The organism is Enterococcus sp. DIV0240d (assembly GCF_051711245.1).
GTDB lineage: Bacteria > Bacillota > Bacilli > Lactobacillales > Enterococcaceae > Enterococcus_D > Enterococcus_D casseliflavus.
The window spans coordinates 835,807-862,472 of record NZ_JBIOMG010000001.1; the positions used below are offsets into that span (position 1 = coordinate 835,807).

Below are 26,666 nucleotides of genomic sequence, written 5' to 3' on the forward strand. Positions count from 1 at the left end.
AAAAAGCATAATTGCATAAAAATCAATGCGGATTAAAACCGTTTTATAACAAAGATAGTAAGCGCATTTTTAGCTCGATGACAAAATTTTTTGTGATGCTGGGAGAAAGCATCAGTGGATGTTTTGACAATAAGCCGATCGACATGTGGGGATCAGGCAAAGGAAGCGAGACGATTTTTACTCGAGCATAAGTTTGCTCAATGATGGAACGAGGGATCAGACTGAAGTATCCAGTTCGTTCGATCAAGTAAGGAATCGTACTGATATTGCTGACAGACTCCCAATGGATCGAAGGAACCTGATTGTCAAGATAGCTTTCAATTTTTGTGCGAGCTGGACAATCAGACTTGGAACGATAGAGATGGCTCCCTTCAAGGTCGGCTAGCTTATTGATGATTAATGGGTTTGAGATTGAGGTAATGCAGCAAAGCTCTTCTTGAAACAATTCCTCGTAGGCAAAATGTTTCTCGTGAGGAAGTGAGCATAAGGCGAAATCAATTCGGTTTTCATTTAGTGCATTGGCTAATTCCAGTGTTGAGCCCACGATGATCTCGAAGTTTATTTTTGGATAGTGCTGCGAAAAATCGTGAAGCAGTGCAGGCAAAACCAAAATGTCATAGGGTTGAAGGATGCCTATCCGCAACGAATACTCGACCGTATGGGAAGCATTGATCAACTGTTCTTTGACCCGCTCCCAGTGGGCAATCAGTTCGGGTACTTCCTGTTTCAACAATTCGCCTTCCAAGGTCAATACATTGCTTTTTCCTTCCAAAAATAACGCTACTTCTAATTCGTCTTCTAACTTTTTGATATGGTTCGTAACGGTCGACTGGGCATAGTTTAGTTTGGCGGCAGCTCTAGTAAACGTACCTTCCTCGACGATTGTTTTGAAGGATTGCAGCTCCTTGATAAAATCCACGTTTGTTCCCCTCTCTTTTTACCTATTATACAAAAAAGGAGCGGGGAGAAAATTTCTTTTTTTTCTAGTAAATAAAAAAATTAGATACAAAAGTTATTTAAAACATGCAGTCTGTTATGACCGTATGTTTCTTTGCTTTTAAAATAACACTTCTCACAGCTGGGGCTAAAAATAGCCGCTAAAATTTCTTTCATTAAAAATTCACGAAGCAGGCAACTTTTCAGGGATTACGAACAGCACATAAAAACAAGACAGTGGCTTTCTCCGCTGCGCTTGAATGGAAAAGCGTTTATTAGGAAAGGAATCTTGCAAAAAAGGTCTGATTTTTTTCTGATGTGAAAAAAATAGACACGCTAAGAGAAAAGAAAAATGGATACTTAGGAAAGGGTCAAAATAGCAAACCGCGCAATGAAAAACTGGCGGCGCTTCCTTCAAGAAGGCCGTCAGTTTCCTTAGGTCAACGAATCGGTGTGATTCTTGGCTGAATCAGCTGTTCAATCGTTTTGTGGATGATCGTCCAGTCCGAAAGGGTGGGGACATTTGAAATGCGTAGTTGCTGAAATTTGGTGTTGCTTTTCAGATGCAAGTCAAAATTGCTGACGATCAAATCTATTTCCCGATGGATCAATTCTTGTTCATCAGGAGCCACTTCAAAAAAGTAACTGATTTCTGTATGGTCGTTTTTAAATAATTCCGTTGATGCAGCTAAGAAAGCATCTAATCCAGCACCGCCTTGAAAAGCAAAGGCTACTTTGAGGTGTTTTTTCAGCTGGGGATTAGGCGCTAACTCGCTTAACAAAGTCAATGTGACTGCGATATGTTCCAAGTGAGTAAAGGAAAAGAAGCGGCTTTGATCGTTGAAAGGTTTCAACCACTCATTCCAAGCAAGGTAATCCGTCTTGAATGTCGTTTCAACAAAGGCTTTGATCTGCGGATCAGCAAACTCATAATTGGCAGAAATCATCGTCAGCAGGCGAAGATTCACGAGATACGCGATGATCTTGTGGGCGGCTGCAGGTGGAATAGCGACGCCAGATTTCTCTAAAAAGGCAGCCGCTTCTGCAATAATTTCTGGTCTTTCTGTATGGTGAAAAATGTAATCCGCATCGCTTTCGCCGTTGATGTCCATCGTACTATAGGAAAGACAATGGAGCGCATTGACAAAGATCCAAAGCAGTTCTTGTTGCGGCAAGTGGATGATTCGGTATTTTTTCAAGTAATGTTCGTTTAATATTTCTGAGAAAATAGCGAAGCGTTCTTTCTCCAATAGATTGCGTTCTAAAGACGGCGGCAAGGTCAAAAAGTAAGAATAGCGCCACCTACGCTTGGCGATACTTAGCCACAGAGCAAGTCGGTAATGGCTGTAATGCAAATCTTTCGTGTTGGCTTCCTTGGCTTTTTGGACCAGCAGGCGGGCATCCGCGGGACTATCCTTATCTAAAATCGTGCTATCGCCATAAGCAGAAAAAAAGACGAACAGACAAAATCGGATGTCCGCTTCGGTACCAATAAAGTCAAGATGATTCGTGGCAATAGTTACAGAATAGGTTTGCAACGACTTGTTCATGTAGCTGATCGTCCGTAAAAGATGACTGCGAGAATAACCGAATTCAATCGTTGCTCGGTGAATAGAGTATTTTTTATTATCAATAATACTCGTCATGATTTTAAACTCCAGCGTTTCCATCCCCAGGTATTGGATGGCAGAATTGATGGAAGCGTTCGGCGCATAAGCGATCGAGACGATGTTCGTTTCTGAGAGTGTGATCTTGACCAGGTCTTTTGGCAAACTGTCACTTAAAATATTCAGCTCTTTGGTAACTGTAGGCAAAGATAGCCCTAGTAATGTCGCCAATTCTTGTGGATGATACCCTGTCGGTGCAGCATTTAGCACTTGTAAGATTTTTACTTGTCGAGAAAATGCTTTGTCCCGATGCAAGTTGATAGATAAATTTTCTAACATTGAAGTCACCACCTATCCATTGAAATTACGCTCGTTTTAAGTAAATTATATAATACTCTGCGCCAATCAAGAAGTCTTATCCCTTGAAAATTGGCGGATTTCATGTTAATGGTGCGCCGCATGTTTCATCGAGTGTGAAACAGTCATTGAAAACAGCTTTTTAGAAAAAACAACCTTGCCAGTTGCAGACCTAAAACGCTTGGATAGATTGGTCCAAAGATAAGTGTGAATAACGTTGGGGAAAAGAAAAAGGAGAAAAAATGAAAATGAAAAAACGCGTAGTTATAAGTAAGAGCGCTTTAGTAGGGATGCTGATTTTAGGGACAACCTTTCCAAGCACATGGCCGATCGCTCAGGCAACAGAAACACAACAAACAGAGCAGCAAACACCATCCATAGACTCATCGGTTCCCTTGCTGGCAGATTCAACAGGAAGCATGGACTCAGGAGAAAAGACAGATTCCCAAGAAGGAAATGCTGACGTCGTATCTTCCGAAACAACCGCAAGTGAAGTGGTGACTACCCCTTCAAACCCAGAAACAAATCAATCTAACGCATCTGATACTGCAGAAAAAACTCAAATTTCAGTTACTGCCCCATCTGCTGAAACCATTGTAGAATCTACGGATAGTCAACCTTTCGCTGCAGAATCAACGAAGAGTATCGAGAGTTTCAACTACGATCTGACTGTAGAATATGATCCGATCAAGTATAAAGCACTGGTTTTGGATTTGCCAATCCCGGAAAAATACGCACACCAAACACTATACCAAGACCCGCAGCTGACAGAAGATTTTTATGTCTACAAAACGGATAAGGTATACATGCTGGTGGGGCTATGGTATACAAGTGAAGTGACTGGTACCAATCAATTAAATATATCTTGGACAAGCTTCACAGGTTTTACGATCAACTATTACGGTTTAACAGCGGTTTTAGAATATACCGACGTTAACGGAAACCTTTTGTTCACGGCGACATATAATGTTCGCTTTACGAATAGCCATTTGACGGTTAAATATGTGGATGAATCAGGGATGGAAATCTATCCTTCTCAAACCATCCATAATAGCACCAATGAACCCTATAATGTCTCTACAAGTGCGTTTATTCCAGAAATTCCAGGGTACGTTCTTGATACCAATCAACTACCGACGAATGCAAAAGGGAATTTTCCTCGAGGCGAAGCGACAGTGACCTACGTCTATCAAAAAGCACCAACGGATTTCACAGCGCTATCCGTGAAAGATACCACGATTTATGAACAGGATACATGGTCAGCGGCGGATAATTTTGAACAAGCAGTCTCAAAAGAAGGAAAAATACTGACTTACGAGGAATTCCTCGCTGAGGGCGGCAGTGTGTCTGGGCAAGTCGATACTAGTCAAGCGGGTACTTATACAATCAGCTACCACTTAAACAATGTAAGCAAAGAAGCAACGGTCCTCGTCAAACCTCGATTCACTACGATTACTGTTCACGATTCTTCGTTGTACGTCGGCGAAAATTGGTCCCCAGAAGATAACTTCGACCAAGCCGTCGATCGGGACAACCATCCAGTTGCTTTTGCCGATGTGAGCGTTGACGGAAGCGTGGATACCAAGAAAGCGGGGACCTATGAGGTAGTGTATCGTTATGATGGGATAGAAAGCAAAGCCATTATCACCGTCAAAGCCGATCAAACCAACGTGACTGCCCATGATAGCGAGTTGTACACAGGGGAAAACTGGACAGCCAGAGACAACTTCGATAGTGCAACGGATCGGGATGGTAAACCTGTTGAATTTGGGGATATCACTGTTACAGGCAAAGCAGATACAACAAAAGCTGGCGAATATGTGGTTATTTACAGCTATAACGGAATAGAAAGCAAAGCCCTTGTTACCGTCAAGGCGGATCAAACGACAGTCAAAGTCCACAATAGCGAGTTGTACACAGGAGAAAACTGGACAGCCAAGGACAACTTCGATAGCGCAACGGATCGAGATGGTAAACCTGTTGCTTTTGAGGATATCACTGTTACAGGGACTGTCGATACAACGCAAGCAGGCAAGTACGAGGTCACTTACAGCTATCACGGTGTAGAAAGCAAAGCCATTATCACCGTCAAAGCCGATCAAACGACAGTTAAAGTTCACGATAGCGAGTTGTACACAGGGGAACAATGGGAAGCCAAGGACAACTACGATAGTGCAACAGATAGAGACGGTTCATCTGTTGATTTTGGGGATATCACTGTCACGGGGACTGTCGATACAACGCAAGCAGGCAAGTATGAAGTCATTTACGGCTATCATGGCGTAGAAAGCAAAGCCATTATCACCGTCAAAGCCGATCAAACGACAGTTAAAGTTCACGATAGCGAGTTGTACACAGGGGAACACTGGGAAGCCAAGGACAACTTCGACAGCGCAACGGATCGGGATGGTAAACCTGTTGATTTTGGGGATATCACTGTTACAGGCAAAGCAGATACAACAAAAGCTGGCGAATACGTGGTCATTTACAGCTATCACGGTTTAAAAAGCAAAGCCACTATCACCGTAAAAGCGGATCAAACGTCCCTGAAAGTTCACGATTCAACGATCAAGCAAGGCGATGAATGGCTACCAGAAACAAACATTGATTCTGCCATGGATCGTGATGGCAAAGAAGTAGCCTTTTCAGAAGTAGAAGTCAACGGCACAGTGAACAACAACATAGTCGGTCAGTACACGGTCTCCTACCATTACGGAGCAGTGATTGCCTATGCCGTGATTACTGTACAAGCAAAAGTCAGCGAAGCGCCTAACGAAACACCTGAAGAAACGCCAACAGAAGTACCAGAAGAAAATCGTCCGGAAAGTGAGTCGCCTGTGACTGAAATCCCTGAAACTGAAGCGTCTGATCCAATAATAGAAGAACCGATCAAGACACGTCCTGAGACAGAGACGTCAGAAACAAACAATCAAGAGAGAAACGGAAAACGGCCATCAGAACAATCAGACAAACCCTCAGCAACGGAACAGAAAGCACGGATCAAAGCAAGCAAACAATCCACTGCTAAGCAACTGCCAAAAACAGGAGAAACAAGCAGTGTCTTGCTAAGTGTGACAGGTATCTTATTCTTAATCGGCGGACTGGTGTTCTTGTTCCGTAAGAAATCATGGAGAAAATAACAATAGGATCAACAGAAGAGCTAGCAGAATAAAACATACAGGACGAACAAGCTGGATGAATCGCTTATAAGAGAGAAAAAAATCGATCTTTAAGCCATCACAAACATCAGCAATGTTCGTCCTGTTTTTTATATAGTGAGCAGCCGAAAGTACGAAGTTCAACCAGCACGTGTATTTATGAAATGACCTCATCCTTCTCCAGACTAAGATAGCGATAAAAAGTCGAGCGCTTTAAGCCTGTTTGGGCACAGATATCCACAACGGCTTTTCCTTCCTTTTGATAAAGGTGCAATGCGTGTTGGATCAGTGTGGGATCGATTCGTGGACGACCGCCAATATTTCCTCTAGCACGCGCGGATTCTAAGCCTTCTTTGGTCCTCTCAACGATGATGTCTCGTTCGAATTGGCTAAAGGCTTGGAAAACAGTCATCATTAATTTTCCTTGAGGGGTTTGTGTATCAAAATTTTCTTTGATACTGATGACTTTTACCCCTTTCTTTTCAAAAAAGTAGACGAGATCAATCAGGTCTTTGGTACTTCTTCCTAGCCGCGAGAAACTTTCAATAATGATTTTATCGTTTTCTTTCACTCGTTTTTTTAGTTTATTTAATTCAGGACGATTTGCGCGTACACCACTGATCTTTTCAGTATAAATTTTGTTGCATTCATACCGGTCAAGTAAATCCAATTGACGAGAGAGATCCTGTTGTCTTGTGGATACACGGGCGTATCCATAAACCATATTTGTCATACAAATTCCTCCAGTTGCACAAAAAGAGTCTACATAGAGAATACCTTGTTTGTTCACTTAAGTACATATTCTAACACCAACTTAAGTAAATTTGGGAAATAGGAAGGTTTTTTTATAGACGCAAATATTGTACTATAGAAAAGAAACCAGTCGGTGAAGGAGAAACACGGAGGGCAAAATGAGAGAATTGCAGTTAAATTTTATGCTAAACAAAACGACCGTTCGATGGCTTCAAATGTTAAATACCTTTGAGCGAGAACGGACTTGTTCCATCGCAAGTTTAGCCAACAAGCTTGATGTGACCCAACGGACGATCAGCTCTGACATCAAGGAATTGAAAACCTATCTGCAGGAGGCAGCGGAATTTACTCTTGAAGCCAATGGCTATCATTTTAGGGAAACTGATCCGAAAAGATACTTGTCTCAAAAAAAGGAGCTTGTTGCAGAAGAAGGCATGTATCAAATCGTGGAAGCCATTTTCCACGGGGAATTCTGTTCGGTTGAAGAGTGGGCGCAGCGCTTATATGTATCAGAAAGTACGATGCGTCGTTATTTGAATACCGCTTCTGCGACGTTACGAAAGTATCATTTAGAGTGGATCTTGCAACCGGTGAATTTGAGTGGATCAGAAGCCAATATTCGCAAGTTTTTTAAAGATTTTTATTATGAATCAGATGTCACGCCGCATACGCTCTTGCCCCCCAAAGAACTGATCGCGTTAGTCAGTGATGCCTTCTCAAAAATTCCCACAGCGCTGGTGAATACAGGCGTTTCTCCGAGTGATTTTTATTATAGTTTGTATATTACGATCAAGCGCTATCAACTGGGAAAGACTGTTCAGATTCCTCGATCGTTGGCAGCAATCGTCGAAACGCATGAGGCGTTTGCGATAATGAAGAACTTAGCGCCTAAAATCGAAGCGCTATACCGAGTAAGACTACCGCAACAAGAAATGATGTGGCTTTATTTAGTGACCGTGATGAAACGAACTTTGACCGAGCCTGAAAAAGAGCAGCAATTCGTTGCAGCGTTTGGGCTGTATCCTGAACTCGAAGAACTGAGTCAGCGCTTCGTGCAAGAATGGGGCATTTCCTTTCAAGAGCCTCAACAGGTCCAGACGATGATCCACGCCTTTTTCCTGTCAAAGAAAATCAATGAGCAGCTGGCGCCCGTTTTAAATCACTTGCTAACAGAAGTAAAAACTGAAGCGCAAAAGCATGGTTCTACTGCTTATCAAAAAAATCTGGCATTTATGAAGCAGCACCAAGCGATTCTAGGGGTCAAACAGGAGTATCTGTCAGATGTTTGTGCGGCACTGACCCTTTACAGTGAAGCAATCAGGGAGCTTTATGCTCAAAAAGTCAAACGGATCGCGTTGATAATAGAAGGTGATCTCTATGCCTGTCACACGATTCGTGCGCGCTTCTTGCGTTATGTCGGCAATGATCATCGGGTATTTTTTCCAAAAATCAATGAATTGACGAGCGATTATTTGAAGGAAAACGCCATTGATCTTGTGGTCACGAATTATAGTGAATATTTATCAGAGTTCATCTTATCGACTGATTCTCTTTTACTCAAAGCAATCCCCGATCATCAAGATTGGCTAAGAGTGATTGAAAAAATCGATCCTCAGTTAGGGCAAGCGTTAAGCGTTCCCACAGCCTAATCCACGTGTTGCAACACAGCATGACGAGGACATGGGTGGATAGATCAAAGAGAAAAGCCGCAACCGTTACGATCGACGGGTGCGGCTTTTATTCGTTTGTCTAATAAAAAAGGGAGTTATCTGAAAATATGCCCACTATTCCTGAATACCAAAAGATTGGGTTATTTTGGTGAAAGAACAGCCTACGCGAAAATAATTAGTTGGCATTTACTAGTTTATCAAAAATCGCTTCAAAGGTTTTGAACGTATCACTGTCTAACTGACACAGCCATAAAAGGTAGCTTTTTTCTTTGAATGTCCATTCGATTGAAGGGTAAGAGGCAATCAAGGCTTGGTATTTCTCTCGTTGTTCACTGGTAGCTAATAACCAGCGCTTCTCAAAAATCTTTTTCTCTTCCATTTTTTATCTATCCCCCATAAAGAAACGTTGCCTGAAACTTCACTAACGGGCAACGTAAATCTAATGATATGCAGATCTACGTTTAGTATACCAAAGAAAAATGAATTTTTTTAGAAGATGTGTAAAATTACATATAATTTCTTTTATTTTGCTTTTTTCTGACATTTTTTATAGAAAAGAAGCATTCTGTTGAAGATAACTGTTGATAAAAATGTTTCAGACAATGCTAAGAATGAGTAGGCAAAAACAATGTATCCATCGTATTGAGTCAAGTGGTTACAGGTAATAACATAAATGGACGATCCTTTTTAAATCATAAGGAATCGTCTTTTTTTATAACGCTTTTTTTTGCACAAACTTTCAAAATGCCTTATTTGAAAAGAAAATGAAAATCAATTTATTCACACAGGTTTGCAAATCTTGATTTATTGCTCGATGAGCAACCGTGTTAAATTTAACCTCGATTAAAACAATAAAATTTCGTCAAAAAAACATCTTTTTTTAGAGCTCATCTATGATATTTAGTGAGTTTCTATCGAATAGGTTGTTCCAATAAGGTCTAAGACAGATTTTTTTTAAGGGAGTAAGAAAGGACGCGTGATAAAAGTGAAATGAATCTTTAACGTACGAAAGAATAGAGAAGCAGGGGTGACTTATGAATAACTAATTTAGTGATGAAGTCACAGGTTTGTTAATGATCAGTCATCGGACAATGTTCTCCATTCTAGCAGCGGTGATTGGCTCAGAAGAAAATGCGAAGTCATTCTATGACAAACTACCTGATGAGGAAGGATGAATTCGTACAAGCATCATTAACCGGAGAACATGAAGAAATACAACGATAGAAAGATATATAGGTTGAGTTGGAAGGGAAAATAAAATGAAAAACAATTTTAAATTGAAAGCAACAGGTTTATTACTCGTTTGCCAAATGAATTTATCATCATTACTAGTGGTAGCGATGGCACAAGAGCACGAGGATTTGGAAGAAAATTATAACATAGAAAAACTAGTGGATGGGTTAGAAGAGAAGCAGCCAGAGGCAGCAAAACAAGCTGAAAATGAACCAGTCGATCCACAAGAACAACATTTAGCACCAGATGATACCCAAAAGTCAGAAGCTAGGGATATGACGGACACAAACGCATTATCTGAACAAGTACTACAGATGAATACTCAAGGAAGCCCCATCTATTCTTTGAAGGGTCTTAACAAAAGAGAAACACTCAATACAACTGGAAGTAGTGCTTATATTTTTAATGTATGGATAGAGGAAGATGCGAATGGGTTACCTGTATTCAATCATGATATCAGTAAGCATTTCATAAATTATGGCGCGAGGGTTACATTTAGCAATGGACAGTCGGCTCAGACATTTAAAAATGCTGCGACAGGCTCCCATATGATTTGGCAAGTAAATTTAAATGACCAATTGAGACCGAGACGTGGTGATACTTATACGATCAGAGATCTTAATCCATCAGGTAATCCGATCCATGCGGCAGCTACCGGCGTCTTGATGGAAGATCGCTATTATGAAGATGATCGCCAATTCGGGCAAAGTGTCTATGATCTTTTTGTAGGGGATACTTTTGAGCAACTACAAGAAGGTGTAACACAGCAAACAATTGCATCAACAAGAAGTAACTTAGAGGAACAAATGTTTCCTAGTGAAGAGAAGCAAAGATTGATTGAGGGGCTGGATTTCTTGGAAGAGTTCATCTGCCAAGACGATCTTTTTTAATTGTTCGGAGACAACGACAGTTTCTCCCGCTTGATGACGCTCAAGGATAATATACAACCAATAACTGATATACCAAAATGAAGCTGTATTATTGGTTTTGCCGCGTATATTGCGAAAAAAATCTAAGACGATATTTTGCACAGCAATGGTTGGACGTACCGTATGAGGCGTAGCATCCGACTCATAATAAAAGGCATGGAAAAATTTGCGAATATCCGCTTCTGATCCGATCAGACGGAAATTCTTATGATCAACAGATAACTGAAAGGGCTTCAGGGCTTTTTCAAAAAGTGTCAAATAGCGTAAAAGGGAACTCTCAGAAAGATAAAAATAGTCTGCCCATTCGGAAACTGTCCGATATTCTCCCTTAAACAGATGTTCAAGAATAACGAATAACGGTTCATTCTGAAGGAGCGCTCGTTTTCGTTCCAGATATTCTTTCGGTAGTAATTCATGAAGAGAATAGCCATTCGACGTGGATTCGATCATTAGCGTACTTCCAAAGTAGTTCCGTAGCCCCTCCATATCATAAATGATCGTGCGCCGCGAACTCTGGACAGCTTTTGACAACTCACGATTCGAAAGGGTCTTATGCCGTTCCAAAAGATTCAATAGTTTCAACCAACGATTGGTGGTCGTAGAAGTAATAAACGTCATCTGAAAATTATTCATTCGTAACACTCCCATACGGTCTGTTTGATGGATCATCGCTCACGTCTGATTATGGAATATGGATACGGGCAAGGCAAGGGAAAGGTTTTTAGATTTAAATTATCGAAATGGGCGCAGAGTATAAGGAGAATTTCACCAATTCAACTTTGCTTTCCCTAGCTTTCATTGTATATTTAGGTGAAAGCGTATTTAGGAGGTAGCACGAATGGAAAATAAAGGAACCTCAGTCAGAAGTCTTTTGTTGCGCTATTTAAATAATCAAAAAAAACAAGACAATAATTACTTTATTGCACAGGCGATTCTAAGAAGTTTTTCGAAAATCCCTAAGATGACCATTTATGAACTCGCAGAAGAATGCTTTGTGTCGACTGCAGCGATTTCGCGATTCATTCGAATTTTGGCTTTTTCATCTTATACGGAATTCAAACAAGCGGTTGAAAAAGAGATCGATATCGTCAGCGATTATTCCAAAAAAGTGATCCAGCCCGTGGAACAAAGGGAGAAATTTCTGGACGAATTCACCTCAAATCTTTTGATCAATTTGAGGTACGCCAAAGAACATCTCTCGATTTCAGAACTTGAAACAGTGGTCTCTGCGATCTATGAAACAGAAAACGTTGCAGTGTTTGGCTTAGAATTTGCTGCTTTTATGGGACAGCATTTGCAAAGCAAATTAGCAAGCATGGATAAAATTATTCGGATTGGTTTTACAGTGGAAGAGCAATTAAAAATTGTGGAAGAAAGCTCGCCATATAGCTTGGTTTTGATTTTTTCGATGGAGGGTGGTTTCTTTTACTTTAGTGAAAAAGTGATTGCAGCATTGAAGAAAAAGGGAATCAAAATTATCGTCTTTACGTTTAAGCATTCTCCAATCATTGAGCGAAGTGCAGACCAAATTATCCTCTGTGGAGAGATCAACGAAAACACCGAAGGACGGATTGCTATTCTATACACGATGGAGTTACTGATTTATATGTATATGAAAAAGTTCTATTTGCCTCAATAGTTTCATATTTTGAAACAAGACCTTTGGATTTGAAACCAGAGGTCTTGTTTTGTTGTCGTTAGAATTAATTCTGAATGGTATCGTTTTCTTATAAGGGAAAGGTGGAAGGAACAATGGTTAAAAAAGATTTTTATTGGGGGGCATCAACCTCAGCATTTCAAGTAGAAGGAGGCTTTGGTGAAGGTGGAAAAGGGATTGCAACAACAGATGTGCGTCACGTACCGGAGGGAATTGCAGATTCGAAGATCGCGTCCGATCACTATCATCATCTAAGCGAAGACATTGAATTAATGGCAGACTTAGGGATCGATCTCTATCGTTTTTCGTTCAATTGGACACGTGTCATGGGTGATGGTGATCAGCCGAATCAAGAAGGCATCGATTTTTATAATCGTTTGATTGATGGGTGTCTTGAAAAAGGAATCACACCTTTTCCTACCCTCTATCATTTTGAAATGCCGCAAGCATTGGTAACCAAATTTGGCGGATGGAAATCAAGAAAATGTATTGATTACTTTGTTGCTTATGCAAAAGTTTGCTTTCAGCATTTCGGTGATCGAGTCAAGTTGTGGGGAACGATCAACGAGCAATTGATCGTCACAGCAGCTTCTGATTTAAATGGCAATCACGAAACGGATGCAGATGAAAAAATGAAGCAGATGTATCAAATGAGTTACAATATGTCGCTAGCTGAGAAAAAGACAATTCAAGTTTTTCGAAAAATCGTAAGAGATGGGAAAATTGGACCGGTGTGCTCTATGCAAGTTGTTTATCCTGAAACACCTTCGCCAAGGAACATCTTAGCAGCTAAGAACGCCGAAGACTTTTTACAAAATTGTTTTCTCGACATGTCAGTATTCGGCGAGTACCCGAAAAGCTACTGCAATTATTTGAATGAGAAAGGTTGGTATCCAGAAACGGAACCAGCTGATCAAGAAATTTTGAAGAAGAATAAACCAGATCTTATAGGGATAAACTATTACTGTAGTACCTGTATACGTGCCGTTGAACCGGGAGAAGATACAAGCAAACTACCACCATTTTATCGAAATGAGCGATTTACCTTAGGGAACAATCCTTATTTAACGAAGACGAAATGGATGGAATTTGGTATTGACCCTGAAGGATTATATATAGGTATGCGGTCGATTTATGAAAAATACCAATTACCAATGATGGTGACTGAAAACGGTTTAGCGTATTCTGATCGTATTGAAGATGGGCAAATTCACGATGTCTATCGTATTGATTACTTAGAACAGCATATTAAGCAATGTGAGCGTTTTATGGAGGAAGGATATCCTTTATTGGGTTATAGTCCTTGGTCACTACTTGATCTGGTTAGTTCACACCAAGGGTTTAAAAAGCGATATGGTTTGATTTTTGTTGATCGCACAGATGAAGATCCAAAAGAATGTCGACGAATTCCCAAAGACAGTTACTATTGGTACCAAAATAAAATAAAAAACACTAAAAAGGGGTAAGAAAAATGAATGCATTTATCCACTTTATGGAAAAAAGATTTATTCCCGTTGCGAATAAAATTTCTTCGAATCGCTATTTAAAAAGTGTGAGTACAGGTTCGATGTCATTACTAGGCGTTATTATGTTAGGTGCCATCTTTACAGTTATTTCTAGTTTAAGCTGGGAACCGTATCAAAACTTTCTATCAGTGACCAACATTGGGACAGTAATGAATTATATTCCAGCTTACACAATTGATTTATTAGGTTTGTATATGGCATTTAGTATTGCCTACTGTGGAGCAGGAATATTCGGGATCAAAGAACAAGCCTTGGGGACGGGGTTCATCTCATTGGTATGTTTCCTGTTATTAACGCCACTCACTGAAAATCCCGAAGCAAGAGCTTCATTTTTAAGTACCAATTATTTAGGCGCGCGCGGGGTCTTCGTGGCAATTTTCGTTTCACTGATCACGATTCAACTGATGAAATTGTTTGTGGAAAAAAATATTACGATCAAAATGCCCGATGGGGTGCCAGAAATGGTGACCAAGTCATTTACTTCTTTAATTCCAGCAGTTGTGATTGCGTCACTTTTTGGAATTGTTAAATTTGGTTTTAGCGTAACTAGTTATAATTCAGCGACAGATTTTGTTTATACATTGCTTCAAGAACCATTGCAGCGATTGACGGGTTCCTTAACTGCCTTTTTGATTCTTATTTTGATCTCGAATCTCTTATGGTTTTTCGGGATTCATGGTTCAATGACCGTATTGCCGATTCTCATGCCGATTTTCTTGGGTTATCTTGCAGACAATAGTGCTGCTGTGGCGGCGGGAGAAGCAGTCCCTCATGCCATTAATTTTGGGTTATACGATTTGGCATGTTTAGGGGGGAGCGGTGCAACGATTGGTTTAGTGACTGACATGTTTTTATTTTCCAAGAGTAAGCGCTACAAATCATTTTCAAAAATCGTATTTCCAAGCGGTCTTTTTGGTGTAAATGAACCAGTTGTCTTTGGAATGCCGGTAATGTTGAATGTGATGCTTTTGATTCCGTTCTTATTGACGCCATTAGTGATCACTTCTCTTGGGTACGCATTGATTTCTATGGGAATCATTACCGCACCGATTGGCATCCTAGGGGCGGGCTCGTTACCTCCGCTGATCCACGGCATCGTTCAAGGGAGTCTCTCTTTTGGTATCTATCAACTATTTGCAGTTGCTATTTCTATGGCTATCTATTACCCGTTCTTTAAAACCTTAGATAATCAAGCAGTTCAAGAAGAACGTTTAGCACAAGAACAAGCTGGATAAGAAACTCGCACAGGATTTACAGTTAACCATAATAACAACAAACGAGCGCAAGAGTGAAGTGATTCTTGCGCTCGTCGTCTGTGAAACTATCGATTGGAGGACAACTCAGTGAGAGAGACAAGAGAAACACTTTTCAAATTTACAGAGACAAGGAAAAAACAAATTCAGAAGATCGTAGAAAACATGTCAGTTATGGAAAAAATTGGTCAGCTTTTTTTCGTGATTGGACAATCAGGTTCTGTAAAGGAATTGACGGCTTTTATTAAGAAATACCAACCGGGTGGAATGATGTATCGCCCCGACAATGCTGAAAAATTGAAGGATCAGCTAAGAGCAGTCCAAGATGCTAGCACAATACCGTTATTTCTTTCAGCAAATTTAGAGTCAGGTGGGAATGGTATTCTTACGGAAGGGACATGGGTCGGTAATCCTATGCAGATCGCCGCTACAGATTGCACCGAAAATGCCTATTACTTAGGAAAAATTGCTGGGCTGGAAGCGGCTCGAATTGGTATTAATATGGCTTTTTCACCGATTGTCGATATTGATTATAACTTCAAGAACCCAATCACGAATACTCGCACATTTGGAAGTGATCAAAAACGAATTATTCGCATGGCTCAAGCGCAGATAGACGGTTTTTCTGAGAGTAACATCATTCCAGTGATCAAGCATTTTCCTGGGGACGGTGTTGATGAAAGGGATCAACATTTACTGAGTTCGATCAATTCACTCTCCGCGAATGAGTGGATGGAATCGTATGGGACTATTTATCGCCAGTTTATTGAAAAAAACGTCAGCTGTATCATGGTGGGACACATTTATCAGCCTGCGTGGGAGCGAAAACTTTCACCAACTATCAGAGAAACCGAATTGATGCCTGCTTCTTGCTCGAAACTTCTAGTTAACGGGTTACTAAGAGATACACTGGGCTTCAATGGTTTGGCTATCACTGATGCAACACCAATGGTCGGTTACACGACGATCATGCCTCATAGAGAGCGACTCGTTGCTTCAATCAATGCAGGAATCGATATGTTGCTTTTTAATAAAAATATTGATGAAGATTATGAAGTGATCGCATCTGCTGTAAAAGAGGGAAGCATTCGTATGGAACGTTTGGATGAAGCAGTCGCACGAATTTTAGCAGTCAAGATGTACCATGGTTTATTTACTGAAGTAAGGGAAGAGACAGTCAATAGTACTCCTAAAAGTGTCATCGATCGTACTGAATATCAGTGGGTAACGAAAAAAATTGCTGATGAGTCGATTACATTGGTCAAAGACAGAGAAAAACACTTACCACTCACCCCACAACGATACCCTCGAATCCGTCTCGTTATTTTGGGTGATTCTGACGACGGTGGATTTAAAGAGGGAGGACGAGTGGGTCCGCTTTTTAAAGCTGGATTAGAAGCTGCTGGATTTGAAGTCAACCTTTTCGATAATCAACAATTGGATTTCCAAGAGGTTTTCGAGGCAGGGGTTGAGGATCTTGGAAATAAATTTGATTTGGCATTGTATGTTGCTAATGTTGAGACCGCCAGCAATCAGACAACAGTTCGTTTGGATTGGAATCATTTGATGGCCGCAAATGCTCCCTGGTATGAAAAGGATCTCCCTACCATTTTTGTTTCTACTGCCAATCCCTATCACTTATTTGACATCCCTTATGTTTCAACTTTTATCAATGCGTATACAGGAAATCCAGAAACAGTGGAGGCTGTAATCCAGAAATTGCTAGGGAAAGAACCGTTTAAAGGTAAGAGCCCGATCGATCCATTTTGTGGGGACTTTTTAGCTAGAGCAAAATAACTTTTATAAGAAGGAGGAGAAAAAATGAGACAAAATCGATTACTGAATGATGGCTGGCAATTTCACTTAGGTGAGATAGAAGAGCCAATGAAAACAGTCAGAAAAGCCGCAGCTATCGGTGGCTTGGCAGCTCCGCTTGAAAATGAAGCGGGGGATACTGTTTTGATAGGTGCTGGTGGAGAACATTTTCTACGGCTGATTGCTCAAGGTGATCGTGAAAAAGGCTTGAGAATGTTGGCGAACACTGCTTTGGAAAGTGAACTTGACGAAGATTGGGTATCTGTTGATCTCCCTCATGATTGGAAAAATGAACTTCCGTATGTTAATGATCCCGATTTACTGATGAGTGGATCAAAGCCAGATGGCATTGCCTATTACCGTAAGACTTTTGCGTTAACTCTAGATGAAGTGAACGAAAAGCAAGTGACTCTCCACTTTATGGGCGTCATGCGTATGGCATCTGTCTGGTTTAATGGTGTATTTCTAGGTGATCATTACAGTGGATACTCTGATTTTTCTTTTGATGTCTCTGAACTGATACGCATCGGCTCAGAGGGAGTGAATGTGGTGTTGATCAAAGTGGATACGACGAAAGGCGCGGAAGGCTGGTGGTATGAGGGAGCAGGTATATATAAGGATGTATATTTAGAAATAAAACCAAAGCTTCAGATTGTGGCAGAAGCATCGTTTATCGAAACAACTGAAATAAACCAGCAGGAAGCGCTCCTTAAAATCACCATTGGTCTTGCTAACCATCATTTTGAGAAAAAACAAAAGATAACGATCAAAAGTCAGGTGGCTGATCAACAAAATATCCATGAGTGTAACGTAGATCCTTTGGCGACAACAGAATGGAGTTATTGCCAAAAAATCTGCGCGCCTCAGCTATGGTCTCTCGAGAATCCACATCTATACCAAGCTACTTTTCAACTATTTGATGGCGAGAACCAAATCGATGACTATCAGCTTTGTTTTGGTATTAGGACAGTCGCATATACTACGAAAGGTTTTCTGCTTAATGGGGAACGTAAAGAATTAAGAGGGGTCTGTGAGCATCAAGACTTTGGTGGTCTAGGTGTCGCATTACCAAAAGATATTTTACGGTATAAGCTGTTGAAAATGAAAGAAATGGGGGTAAACGCCTATCGCAGTGCACATCACTTTGCTTCCAAAGATCTCCTTGAATTATGTGATGAATTAGGTATCATCGTTATGAACGAGAACCGCATCTTGGAATCTAGTGAGTGGCGGACAAATGAGCTGGTAAAAATGGTGAAGCAAACACGTAATCATCCTTCTCTTTGTTTTTGGTCCCTTTGTAATGAAGAGGTGATTGGTCATACGCCGCTTGCTTACCGAATGGCACAAAAATTAGCAGCTGTGATCCGAACCCATACTTCGCAAAGTCTCATTGTTTCAGCGGAATTACTTAATCCTGCTGGTCAGGTGGATGCTTCTTATATGCGTATTTTTGATGTGAACGGGGTCAATTATCCTGAGTCTGCTGTAAATGGGACAGGTTTAGTTGCTGTAAAGGAAAAGTATCCGCTATTTTCATATCTTAGTACGGAAAGTGCTTCTTACTTTTCGACAAGAGGGGTCTATCAAGATAACAGCGAAAAATGTCATACTTCAAACTTTGGTTCTCTTTATTCTATGGTCTTACCTGGGAAACGAAAGCCTGAAGAGCCAGGAACCGGTGGTACGGCTAAACCGAAAGAAGTACTGCGTTACTTAGAAGAACATGCCTATATGGGAGGTGTCTTCTTGTGGACATTTATGGATTACTACGGTGAGCCAGCACCGTTTCACTGGCCTGGAATCAGTTCTCAATTTGGAATTACAGATACGGTCGGATTTGAAAAGGATTCTTTTTATTATTATCAATCAAGGTGGACTGAAACACCAATGGTTCATGTGTTTCCTCACTGGAACAAAGAAGGGTTAACAATTGACCAAGGGGTTACGGAGGTGAGGACTTTTTCTAATTGTCATACTGTTGAGTTGTTTCTGAACGGGAAGAGTTTTGGAAAGAAAAAAAATGATAAAGATGGCCTATCTTGGCATATTCCTTATGAACCAGGTTGTTTAAAAGCCATTGGTGTCAAAGAGGAACAAACAATTGAAGCAACTCGAAAAACAAGCGGTCCGACTGATTCTGTCACAGTTAAAGAACGATTCTGTGGAGCGGACTACTCTCTATTTGAGATCCAAGGAATCGATTCAGAAGGGATCGAGGTGCCAACTGCAGACGAACTTGTAGCGGTTTTGGTAAAAAATGGAACAATCCTCGGACTTGCTAATGGCGATCCCGCAGATCTAGACGGGTATAATTGCCAAGAGAAAAAACTTTTTTCAGGAAAATTAATGTCAATCATAAAAAAAGAACCAGGAAAAGTACCGCTTATCCAAGTAGCACTAAAAAAAGTTTAGTAAAAGAGAAGCAATTGAAGGTAATAGTAGTTAGCCTTGGTGCTCACAGATTTTTACGGAAAAAGAAAAAAGCCGACCCACAACCTCGACAGTTTATAAAGTCATAGGTTGGTGGTTCGGCTTTTTCATCAAGCTGTTGCAAACTGGCTGTTATATAGTTGGGCGTAAAGGGAATCTTGTGCCAGCAATTGAGTATGGGAGCCTTTTTCGACGACGGAGCCGTCTTTCATCACTAGAATCAAGTCAGCGTTTTTGATGGTAGAAAGACGATGGGCGATGATAAAGCTGGTTCGTCCTTGGGTCAAACGATCCATCGCCGTTTGGATCATTTGTTCCGTCCGCGTGTCGACACTGGAGGTGGCTTCATCAAGGATCAGGATCGTTGGGTCTGCTAAAATCGCCCGAGCGATCGTCAATAATTGTTGTTGTCCTTGTGACAGTTCGCTTTCGGAACCAATGACGGTATCGTAACCGTTGGGCAGGGTCCGCACAAAGTGGTCGCATTGGGCGGCTTTCGCGGCAGCCAAGATGTCTTCCCGAGTGGCATCGGGATTGCCATAAGCGATATTTTCAGCAATGGTTCCTTGGAACAGCCATGTATCTTGCAGCACCATACCGAATTTTTTCCGTACTGCCGGTGCCGAAAAGTACATCATGTCTTGATCGTCCAGCAAGATCTTCCCACCATTCAATGGATAAAAGCGCATCAAAAGATAGATCATGGTGGTTTTTCCAGCACCTGTTGGTCCGACGATCGCGACCGTTTGTTTTGGTTTGACGGAAAATTCGACGTTTTCCATCAAGAGTTTTTCCTTGCTGTAGCCAAAGGAGACGTGTTGAAAATCGATTTTTCCTTTGATGTTTTGTGGAACTGGCAGTTGTTGGGTCGCAGTTTCTTCTTCAGGATAATCAAGGATCTCAAAAATTCGTTCGAGAGATGCTAAGGCACTTTGCAAGGTGTTCATAATATAAGAGGCTTGCGTGATCGGTTCAGACACTTGGTTGATGTATTGCAGATAGGCTTGTACGAGACCAATGGATAATTGCCCTTGCAACACCATTAGACCACCAACGACGGCGCTTAAGATAAAGCCGATTTGATTGATAAAGCGCACGAATGGATTGATAGCTGCACTGACGAACTGTGCTTTCCGAAAGGCTTTAAATTGGGCTTCACTCAATTCCGCCATTTCCGCTTCAACGGCAACTTGTTGGTTGTAGGATTTGATCAGCGGATTTGCGGTATAAAACTCTTCCGCACGACTGCTAACTGCACCTAATGTTTCTTGGTTTTTGGTAAAGTAGCTCAAGTTTTTTCGTGCGAGAACGGTGGTCACAAAAGCACTCAAAAGCAAAATCAGAACCACGCCGATCGTCAGTAATGGGCTGAGATAAAGCATAGCGATCAAGCCGAAGGTAATGCTGATGGTTGCGGTGATCAACTGCATCAAACCGACTTGTAAGACTTCGGATACTTTATCTAAATCGAGAATCACTCGGCTTAAAATATCGCCAGTATGATGTTTGTCGTAAAAACTGATAGGCAGGCGATTGAATTTGTCACTGATTTGTTTGCGTAAAGTCAAGGTCAGGGTTTCACTGACACTGGCCATCGTATACTCTTGCAGCAAGGAAAAGAGACTAATCAAAAGCCACGTTCCCGCTAAAAGGACGACTGGACCTAAAATACTTTGCCAAAAATCATTGATCTGCCAGCCTTCTTGTTGAAACAAGGCAATCAGATTATCCAGTCCACGCCCCAAGATCAAAGGGGCGATGGACATTAGTAAGGAAAAGAACAAGGCGGAAGCGATAATCAGTAGAAAGCGGGCTTTTTGTTCCATCAGCAAACGCAGCAAGCGTCGGCTTGTATGTTTCATGTTTTTTGGGGTATCCATTGTTTGTTTACTCATCCTTCATTCCTCCCATTCCTTGAGATGAGGCAAACTCTTGATAAGTTTGGCAATTGCGTAATAATTCTTCGTGGGTTCCTTTACCGACCATCTTGCCGTTATCCAAGACAATGATTTGATCGGCATTTTTGACGGTCGATACCCGCTGAGCCACGATAATGACGGCGGCATCTTTCGTGTATTCTTTCAATGCACGCCGCAAGTTGGCGTCTGTTTGATAATCCAAAGCAGAAAAGCTGTCGTCAAAGAAGTAGATTTCTGCTGGCTTTGTCAGCGCTCGGGCAATACTCAATCGTTGCTTTTGACCGCCAGAGAAATTGCTGCCTTTTTGAGCAACTGGACTTTCATAACCTTCAGGCAAGCCTTCAATAAATGACTTGGCTTGAGCAACTTCAGCGGCTTTTGCCATCGCCTCATGGGTTGCTGGACGATTGCCGAAACGCAAGGTTTCTTGAATCGTGCCGCTAAGCAAGAGCGCTTTTTGCGGGACATAACTAATTTAGTCCCGTAATTCGGCTTGTGAGATCTCTTTGATGTTGCGGCCAAAAAGCGTGATCGAACCAGCAGTCACATCTTTGAAACGCAACAGCGCTTTGGCGATGTTGCTTTTGCCAGAACCAGTTCCACCAACGATCGCTGTCGTTTTGCCTCGATGGATCTCGAAGCTGATATCTTCTAAGACAGGTTCTTCGGCACCTTCATACGTAAACTGCACGTGATTGAAAGCTGCGATCGTTTCTGACACGGCGGTCTTGTTTAAGGTTTGGTCACCGTCGATCAAATCAATTGGTTCTTCCAAAACTTCTGTGATCCGTTGCAAGGAAGTCAAGCCTTTAGGCACCATCACGATCACCATCGCTGCCATAGTCAAAAACCAGAGACTCAGGATCGTGTATTCGATGATGGCAGTAATACTACCAATAGCAAGGTGGCCCTGCAGACTTTGATAGCCGCCGTAGACAAGGATAGTCGAAATCGAGAGTCCCATTACTAAATTGACGGTCGGATTCAAGACAGCAAAGAGGCGATTGACTTGGATCATGGTTTTCGCATATTCCGTCAGTGTTTGATCTGTCCGTTCTTTTTCGTAAGCAGCTTTGTCGAATGCTCGAATCACCCGAGCGCCAGTAAAGGTTTCTCGTAAGATCCGCATCATGTTATCGACTAGTTTTTGCGTGATTTGTGATAATGGGATCGCTTTGCGAATCACTCCATAAGCGATCATTGAAAAACATAGGATCGCTACGATTGGGACCCAAATCATCCGTAAAGAGACGGTGCCGGTTAGAAAAATTGAAGCAGCGACGATCATTGGGGCTGGCAAAATCATTTGCAGCGCCATCATCAAAATTTGTTGGATGTTGTTGATGTCGCTGGTGGTACGTGCCAGCAAAGTGGGCGTACCATAGCCATCAACGGCGGATACAGAGAGTTCTTGTGTTTTTTTGAAAAGGCGCATCCGCAAAAAATGCCCGAATTTTCCTGAAAGGTGGGCAGATAAATAACTACCGCCTACAGAGACGATCACGGTGCCGATGGCAATGGCAAACATCCACCAGCCATTGTGCCAAATGGCTGTCGTGTCGACTTTCAAGATCCCTTCATCAATGATTTTTGCCAAAAAATACGGCAACAAGAGTGTGCCGAAGGATTGGACCAGCATCAAAAGAAATAAACTGAAAAAGAAGCGTCGTTCTTCTTTATAAAATAACTGTAATTGTTTCATGATTTCCCTCCAAAAATGTCGTTCTATGGTAGAATAAACTGTAACGTTACGTTACAGTCAAGCAAGGAGTGAAATTTTTTTGAAAAAACAATTGACCATCAGTGAGATGTCCGCTTATGCTGGCGTGAGTCGGCGCACATTGATTTATTACGATCAGATCGATTTGTTCAAACCGCAATCGATTGGTGAAAACGGCTATCACTACTACGGCTTTGAACAATGCCTTGAGTTAGACGTGATTCTGCTCTTGCGTTCTTTAGACATGCCCTTGCAAGACATTCGACAATTTTTGAAAAACCGCAACCCTGAATACACGCAAAAGGAACTTGTGGAACGGCGAGGAGAAGTTCGTACCAAAATCGCTGCGCTGCAAGAATTGGAACGAACCTTCGATCGCTACATCCAGCGCTATGAAAAAGTACAGAAAGCCGATTTTGAGACCTTTACGATAGCGCACCACGAAGCAGAGGCGTTTATCGTTTCCGAAGAGATCGCTGGCGATGATCCAGAATCTGCTTATCAAGTGTACGCCCGTTTTTATCCGCTAGTGGATTATAAAGATGCTTTCAGTGGCTACCCCATCGGCTTTTTAAGTGCTGGAACGACATTAGAGGATCAGACCTTTCACGCATCGCCTTATCGGGCACTGATCTTGATTCCACAAGATCGGCTGCATCTCTATCCTGAAAAGCTGATCATCACGCGTCCTACTGGCACGTATGTGTCTGGGTTTGTCAGTGAGGGAGAGGAACAAATTGCTGCTTTTACCCATCGCATCCAAGCCTTTCTAAAAGAGAATCATTTAAAGATCGATGGCGATGTTTGGGAATTGTTATGGCAAGATGAAGTCTTTACCGCCCAAAAAGAATTGCAGATATTTGAAGTGATGGTTCCAGTGAAGCCCGAGTAATGGACGAGGCACGCGTATCTGTAGGAACCGAAAATCAAGATACGCAATCGCAATGGTTGTTGCGGGCTTTTCAATGGAAGCAAAATAGAAGCAAAGGAGATGGACGAAGCCAGATCTTATCCCTACAAAGAGCCCTGGGAAGCGTTGAAATTCCCATTTTCCTTTTTTCTCGTTATACTTGAAAGAACAGATGAGAAAAAAGGGGAAATTTTAATGAAAAAAGAAACAGGATTACGCTCGCTTTATGCGTTGATTGGTGTCGCCATTTTAGGATTCGGGGCGGCATTGCTGCGGGTCGGCGGAGTAGGGCTAGACCCATACACAGCTGCCAATATCGGTGTCGGCGAGCTACTAGGGTTATCCCTTGGGGTCTATCAATTGATGATCAATATCGCTGTCCTAGTATTGATTTTTATCTTTGGCCGTCGCCATATCGGCATCGGGACGGTCATCAATATGGTGCTGACAGGATTTTTCATCGACTTTTATACCAATGTTTTTGATTGGTTATCCGTCGGTCCCAATAACTGGTGGCAGCAAGGCTTGTTCTTGTTGATCGGGATTATCTTCTTTACCTTCGGTGCTTCGTTTTATATGTCAGCGAATTTGGGCAGCGCCCCCTATGACGCGATCGCCCCAACCATCGTCGATCAGACGAAAGCCAACTATCGAGTGGTGCGGGTGATTCAAGACGTTGCCTTTGCCTTGATTGGGCTCTTCACAGGCGGGCCTATTGGAATCGGAACCTTCATCAGTGCCTTTTTAGTGGGCCCACTGATCAAATTCTGGGACAACCGTGTCTCTCAGCCATTCATCGAAAGCAGTGTCAAAAAAGCGATTTTTAAATAAAAAAGGTCTGCAGCAAAGAGAAGTCGAAGCGATTTAGTCGCCCACTTCACTCAGCTGCAGTTTTTTTGCCATTTGATCAAGGAATTCTTGCATAATTGCTTCTCAGTCGCTAGAATAAAAAAGCCGAGGAGGGGTAAGTATGCAATTACCAACACCATTTATTGAAAAATACCAACGGTTGCTAGGAGAAGAAGCACCAGCTTTTTTTACCGCTTTAACCGATAATCAGCCAGTCAAAGGCTTTCGCTTGAATGTTGCTAAGCCGCACGCACAAGCGATGCTGGCAAAATATGGGCCAGCCGCTGTACCTGCCCCCTATGCAGAAGCTGCTTATATTGGCGAAGTCAAAGGCCGTTCGCTGCTCCATCAAGCTGGCTATGTCTACAGCCAAGAACCTAGTGCGATGATCGTAGCAACGATCGCAGCCGCTCAACCAGGGGAGCTGGTCTTAGATTTATGTGCGGCACCAGGGGGCAAAACAACGCAGCTGGCAAGCCAGTTACAAGGAAAAGGACTGCTTGTAGCAAATGAGATTTTCCCCAAGCGTGCCAAAATCCTATCAGAAAATGTGGAGCGTTGGGGCTTCGCGAATGTAGTTGTCACCAATCAGGCACCGCAAGAATTGAGCCGCCATTTTCCTCAGTTTTTTGACAAGATCGTGGTGGACGCCCCATGTTCTGGTGAAGGGATGTTTCGTAAAGATCCCGTCTCCTTAGAAGAATGGCAAGCAGAAACACCTGATCAGTGTGCGATCAGACAAAAAGACATTTTGGCACAAGCCGTTACGATGCTAAAACCGGGGGGGCAGCTGATCTATTCCACCTGTACCTTTGCCCCAGAAGAAAACGAAGCGATGATGGCTTGGTTAATGGAGGAGTACCCCTTCACGATCGAAGCGATCGACTTGGACAATGTATCTCATGGGCGCAGGGAGTGGGGAGCTGCACCTGGGATTGAGAAAACCATCCGCTTATGGCCGCATTTAAACCAAGGAGAAGGTCATTTCGCTGCGAAATTGACCTCGCTAGCAGAAGCAGCGCCAGTGAAAAAGAAGAAAAAAGGCAAAGGAGCGACAGCCAAGAGTCCATTGGATGCAGCGACTCAAAAGTTGTGGCAAGCCTTTCGCAAGGAGTTTCCTTTTTTACAGGCACTGAATGCGACGCCTCAGCTGCTAGGAGAAAACCTCTGGCTCGTTCCTGAAGAAATGCCTTCTTTAAAAGGGATCAAGTTTATGCGCCCAGGTTTGCACGTCGGCGTCGTTAAGAAGAATCGGATCGAGCCAAGTTATGCGTTGGCATTGGCGATCCATGCAGAAGAAGGGGCACCGACAGTGCCAATCACTTTGCCGCAATGGCAGCATTATGTGGCAGGTGAAACCTTGAGCGTGCCAGGAAATGCTGGATGGGTGATTTTGACAGTCGATGAGATCCCAGTCGGTTTTGGAAAACAAGTCCAAGGAACCGTGAAAAACTTCTTTCCTAAAGGATTAAGATTCAAAGCGATTTAAACGAAATAGTGTTTTTATTTCAGTCCTCGTGCTATGATGGAAGTAGCAAAATAAGGGAGCTGATCGATATGAAAACATCATCAAAAGTAACGATTGGATTAAGCATTGCAGCGATCGCTGGGATCACTACTGCCGTCGTTGTATCAGACAAAGTATTCAATAAAGTACGCTTCGCTTGCAACCGACACAAAGTAAAGAAATTTGTCGATGACAAATTCAACGGCAATGAAAAATTGCTGGATGTCGTAGACGGCTTGTCCGACAATGAATTGGATTCGTTGTTAGGTGTGATGAAAAAAGTCAATGAGGGCCGCAACAAAATCTCTGTTTACGGAGACAATATCAAAGATTCGACAGAACATGTCAAAGACAAGTTGACGAGCTTTGTTGATTCCGTCTTTTAAGCCAATCATTCCATTTGAAACTCGCAGGGACATCGGTCTTTGCGAGTT

18 protein-coding genes and 1 pseudogene are annotated in these 26,666 nt (G+C 42.1%); 12 read left to right on the top strand and 7 right to left on the bottom strand.

Translation table 11 applies throughout. The annotated features are described in order from the left end of the window. Positions 1–43: 43 nt before the first annotated feature. Together IGJ25_RS03960 and IGJ25_RS03965 are read right to left on the bottom strand one after the other, a co-directional pair. Positions 44–919, bottom strand: coding sequence for a LysR family transcriptional regulator (locus IGJ25_RS03960; RefSeq protein ID WP_225001299.1), 876 nt, complete (start codon positions 917–919; stop codon positions 44–46). Between the two features lie 457 nt (positions 920–1,376). Then, entirely contained in the window at positions 1,377–2,882 is a 1,506-nt protein-coding gene (locus IGJ25_RS03965) for a helix-turn-helix domain-containing protein (protein ID WP_438779111.1), read from the bottom strand. 266 nt (positions 2,883–3,148) lie between these two features. Between IGJ25_RS03965 and IGJ25_RS03970 the strand changes: the two genes are divergently transcribed. Then, a complete protein-coding gene (locus IGJ25_RS03970) occupies positions 3,149–6,040 on the top strand; it encodes a bacterial Ig-like domain-containing protein (RefSeq protein ID WP_438779112.1) in 2,892 nt (963 codons plus the stop codon). A gap of 175 nt (positions 6,041–6,215) precedes the next feature. Here the strand turns inward: IGJ25_RS03970 and IGJ25_RS03975 are convergent, their stop codons facing one another. Further along, positions 6,216–6,791, bottom strand: a complete 576-nt coding sequence (locus IGJ25_RS03975) for a recombinase family protein (protein WP_438779113.1) — start codon at positions 6,789–6,791, stop codon at positions 6,216–6,218. 178 nt (positions 6,792–6,969) lie between these two features. On the opposite strand from IGJ25_RS03975, the gene IGJ25_RS03980 reads away from it, so the two are divergent. Further along, on the top strand, positions 6,970–8,460 hold the full coding sequence (locus tag IGJ25_RS03980) for a helix-turn-helix domain-containing protein (protein WP_438779114.1): 1,491 nt from the start codon (positions 6,970–6,972) through the stop codon (positions 8,458–8,460). A gap of 196 nt (positions 8,461–8,656) precedes the next feature. Here the strand turns inward: IGJ25_RS03980 and IGJ25_RS03985 are convergent, their stop codons facing one another. Next, positions 8,657–8,860 (bottom strand): hypothetical protein, encoded by a 204-nt coding sequence (locus IGJ25_RS03985; RefSeq protein WP_081116967.1) that lies wholly within the window; start codon positions 8,858–8,860, stop codon positions 8,657–8,659. Positions 8,861–9,740: 880 nt separating this feature from the next. On the opposite strand from IGJ25_RS03985, the gene IGJ25_RS03990 reads away from it, so the two are divergent. Then, positions 9,741–10,604: a hypothetical protein gene (locus tag IGJ25_RS03990; protein ID WP_225001301.1), complete on the top strand. Its 864-nt coding sequence runs from the start codon at positions 9,741–9,743 to the stop codon at positions 10,602–10,604. On the opposite strand, the gene IGJ25_RS03995 is transcribed toward IGJ25_RS03990, so the two are convergent. Continuing rightward, positions 10,509–11,276 (bottom strand): helix-turn-helix domain-containing protein, encoded by a 768-nt coding sequence (locus IGJ25_RS03995; protein WP_228077446.1) that lies wholly within the window; start codon positions 11,274–11,276, stop codon positions 10,509–10,511. The two genes, IGJ25_RS03990 and IGJ25_RS03995, sit on opposite strands and share 96 nt — an antisense overlap. A gap of 205 nt (positions 11,277–11,481) precedes the next feature. Here IGJ25_RS03995 and IGJ25_RS04000 point away from each other — a divergent pair, with 205 nt between their 5' ends. The 5 genes from IGJ25_RS04000 to IGJ25_RS04020 all read left to right on the top strand — a co-directional run bounded on the left by IGJ25_RS04000 (position 11,482) and on the right by IGJ25_RS04020 (position 19,309). Then, positions 11,482–12,282, top strand: coding sequence for a MurR/RpiR family transcriptional regulator (locus IGJ25_RS04000; protein ID WP_438779115.1), 801 nt, complete (start codon positions 11,482–11,484; stop codon positions 12,280–12,282). A 113-nt stretch (positions 12,283–12,395) separates the two neighbouring features. Further along, the gene (locus tag IGJ25_RS04005; RefSeq protein ID WP_081116966.1) at positions 12,396–13,766 is read left to right on the top strand and encodes a glycoside hydrolase family 1 protein; all 1,371 of its coding nucleotides are present in this window, start codon (positions 12,396–12,398) and stop codon (positions 13,764–13,766) included. A gap of 5 nt (positions 13,767–13,771) precedes the next feature. After that, entirely contained in the window at positions 13,772–15,061 is a 1,290-nt protein-coding gene (locus IGJ25_RS04010; protein ID WP_008378054.1) for a PTS sugar transporter subunit IIC, read from the top strand. 108 nt (positions 15,062–15,169) lie between these two features. Further along, positions 15,170–16,876 (top strand): glycoside hydrolase family 3 protein, encoded by a 1,707-nt coding sequence (locus IGJ25_RS04015; RefSeq protein WP_010748826.1) that lies wholly within the window; start codon positions 15,170–15,172, stop codon positions 16,874–16,876. A gap of 24 nt (positions 16,877–16,900) precedes the next feature. Further along, positions 16,901–19,309: a glycoside hydrolase family 2 TIM barrel-domain containing protein gene (locus IGJ25_RS04020; RefSeq protein ID WP_438779116.1), complete on the top strand. Its 2,409-nt coding sequence runs from the start codon at positions 16,901–16,903 to the stop codon at positions 19,307–19,309. Positions 19,310–19,437: 128 nt separating this feature from the next. Here the strand turns inward: IGJ25_RS04020 and IGJ25_RS04025 are convergent, their stop codons facing one another. Next, the gene (locus tag IGJ25_RS04025) at positions 19,438–21,222 is read right to left on the bottom strand and encodes an ABC transporter ATP-binding protein (protein ID WP_208788466.1); all 1,785 of its coding nucleotides are present in this window, start codon (positions 21,220–21,222) and stop codon (positions 19,438–19,440) included. Beyond that, a pseudogene (locus tag IGJ25_RS04030) lies at positions 21,215–22,948 on the bottom strand (ABC transporter ATP-binding protein). The gene IGJ25_RS04025 and the pseudogene IGJ25_RS04030 overlap by 8 nt, the downstream one beginning before the upstream one ends. 106 nt (positions 22,949–23,054) lie before the next feature. On the opposite strand from IGJ25_RS04030, the gene IGJ25_RS04035 reads away from it, so the two are divergent. The 4 genes from IGJ25_RS04035 (at position 23,055) to IGJ25_RS04050 (ending at position 26,618) form a co-directional block, all read left to right on the top strand. Then, a complete protein-coding gene (locus IGJ25_RS04035) occupies positions 23,055–23,858 on the top strand; it encodes a MerR family transcriptional regulator (RefSeq protein ID WP_225001305.1) in 804 nt (267 codons plus the stop codon). A 99-nt stretch (positions 23,859–23,957) separates the two neighbouring features. Next, positions 23,958–24,707 (top strand): YczE/YyaS/YitT family protein, encoded by a 750-nt coding sequence (locus IGJ25_RS04040; protein WP_081116963.1) that lies wholly within the window; start codon positions 23,958–23,960, stop codon positions 24,705–24,707. A 139-nt stretch (positions 24,708–24,846) separates the two neighbouring features. Continuing rightward, on the top strand, positions 24,847–26,214 hold the full coding sequence (locus IGJ25_RS04045; RefSeq protein WP_081116962.1) for an RsmB/NOP family class I SAM-dependent RNA methyltransferase: 1,368 nt from the start codon (positions 24,847–24,849) through the stop codon (positions 26,212–26,214). A gap of 68 nt (positions 26,215–26,282) precedes the next feature. Next, the gene (locus IGJ25_RS04050; RefSeq protein ID WP_005227636.1) at positions 26,283–26,618 is read left to right on the top strand and encodes a hypothetical protein; all 336 of its coding nucleotides are present in this window, start codon (positions 26,283–26,285) and stop codon (positions 26,616–26,618) included. The last annotated feature ends 48 nt before the right edge of the window (positions 26,619–26,666 follow it).

Coding starts and splice junctions, on each gene's coding strand:
- IGJ25_RS03965 (WP_438779111.1), bottom strand. CDS start 2,882: ATGTTAGAAAATTTATCTATCAACTTGCATCGGGACAAAGCATTTTCT.
- IGJ25_RS03970 (WP_438779112.1), top strand. CDS start 3,149: ATGAAAAAACGCGTAGTTATAAGTAAGAGCGCTTTAGTAGGGATGCTG.
- IGJ25_RS03975 (WP_438779113.1), bottom strand. CDS start 6,791: ATGACAAATATGGTTTATGGATACGCCCGTGTATCCACAAGACAACAG.
- IGJ25_RS03980 (WP_438779114.1), top strand. CDS start 6,970: ATGAGAGAATTGCAGTTAAATTTTATGCTAAACAAAACGACCGTTCGA.
- IGJ25_RS03985 (WP_081116967.1), bottom strand. CDS start 8,860: ATGGAAGAGAAAAAGATTTTTGAGAAGCGCTGGTTATTAGCTACCAGT.
- IGJ25_RS03990 (WP_225001301.1), top strand. CDS start 9,741: ATGAAAAACAATTTTAAATTGAAAGCAACAGGTTTATTACTCGTTTGC.
- IGJ25_RS03995 (WP_228077446.1), bottom strand. CDS start 11,276: ATGAATAATTTTCAGATGACGTTTATTACTTCTACGACCACCAATCGT.
- IGJ25_RS04000 (WP_438779115.1), top strand. CDS start 11,482: ATGGAAAATAAAGGAACCTCAGTCAGAAGTCTTTTGTTGCGCTATTTA.
- IGJ25_RS04005 (WP_081116966.1), top strand. CDS start 12,396: ATGGTTAAAAAAGATTTTTATTGGGGGGCATCAACCTCAGCATTTCAA.
- IGJ25_RS04010 (WP_008378054.1), top strand. CDS start 13,772: ATGAATGCATTTATCCACTTTATGGAAAAAAGATTTATTCCCGTTGCG.
- IGJ25_RS04020 (WP_438779116.1), top strand. CDS start 16,901: ATGAGACAAAATCGATTACTGAATGATGGCTGGCAATTTCACTTAGGT.
- IGJ25_RS04025 (WP_208788466.1), bottom strand. CDS start 21,222: ATGAGTAAACAAACAATGGATACCCCAAAAAACATGAAACATACAAGC.
- IGJ25_RS04035 (WP_225001305.1), top strand. CDS start 23,055: ATGTCCGCTTATGCTGGCGTGAGTCGGCGCACATTGATTTATTACGAT.
- IGJ25_RS04040 (WP_081116963.1), top strand. CDS start 23,958: ATGGACGAAGCCAGATCTTATCCCTACAAAGAGCCCTGGGAAGCGTTG.
- IGJ25_RS04045 (WP_081116962.1), top strand. CDS start 24,847: ATGCAATTACCAACACCATTTATTGAAAAATACCAACGGTTGCTAGGA.
- IGJ25_RS04050 (WP_005227636.1), top strand. CDS start 26,283: ATGAAAACATCATCAAAAGTAACGATTGGATTAAGCATTGCAGCGATC.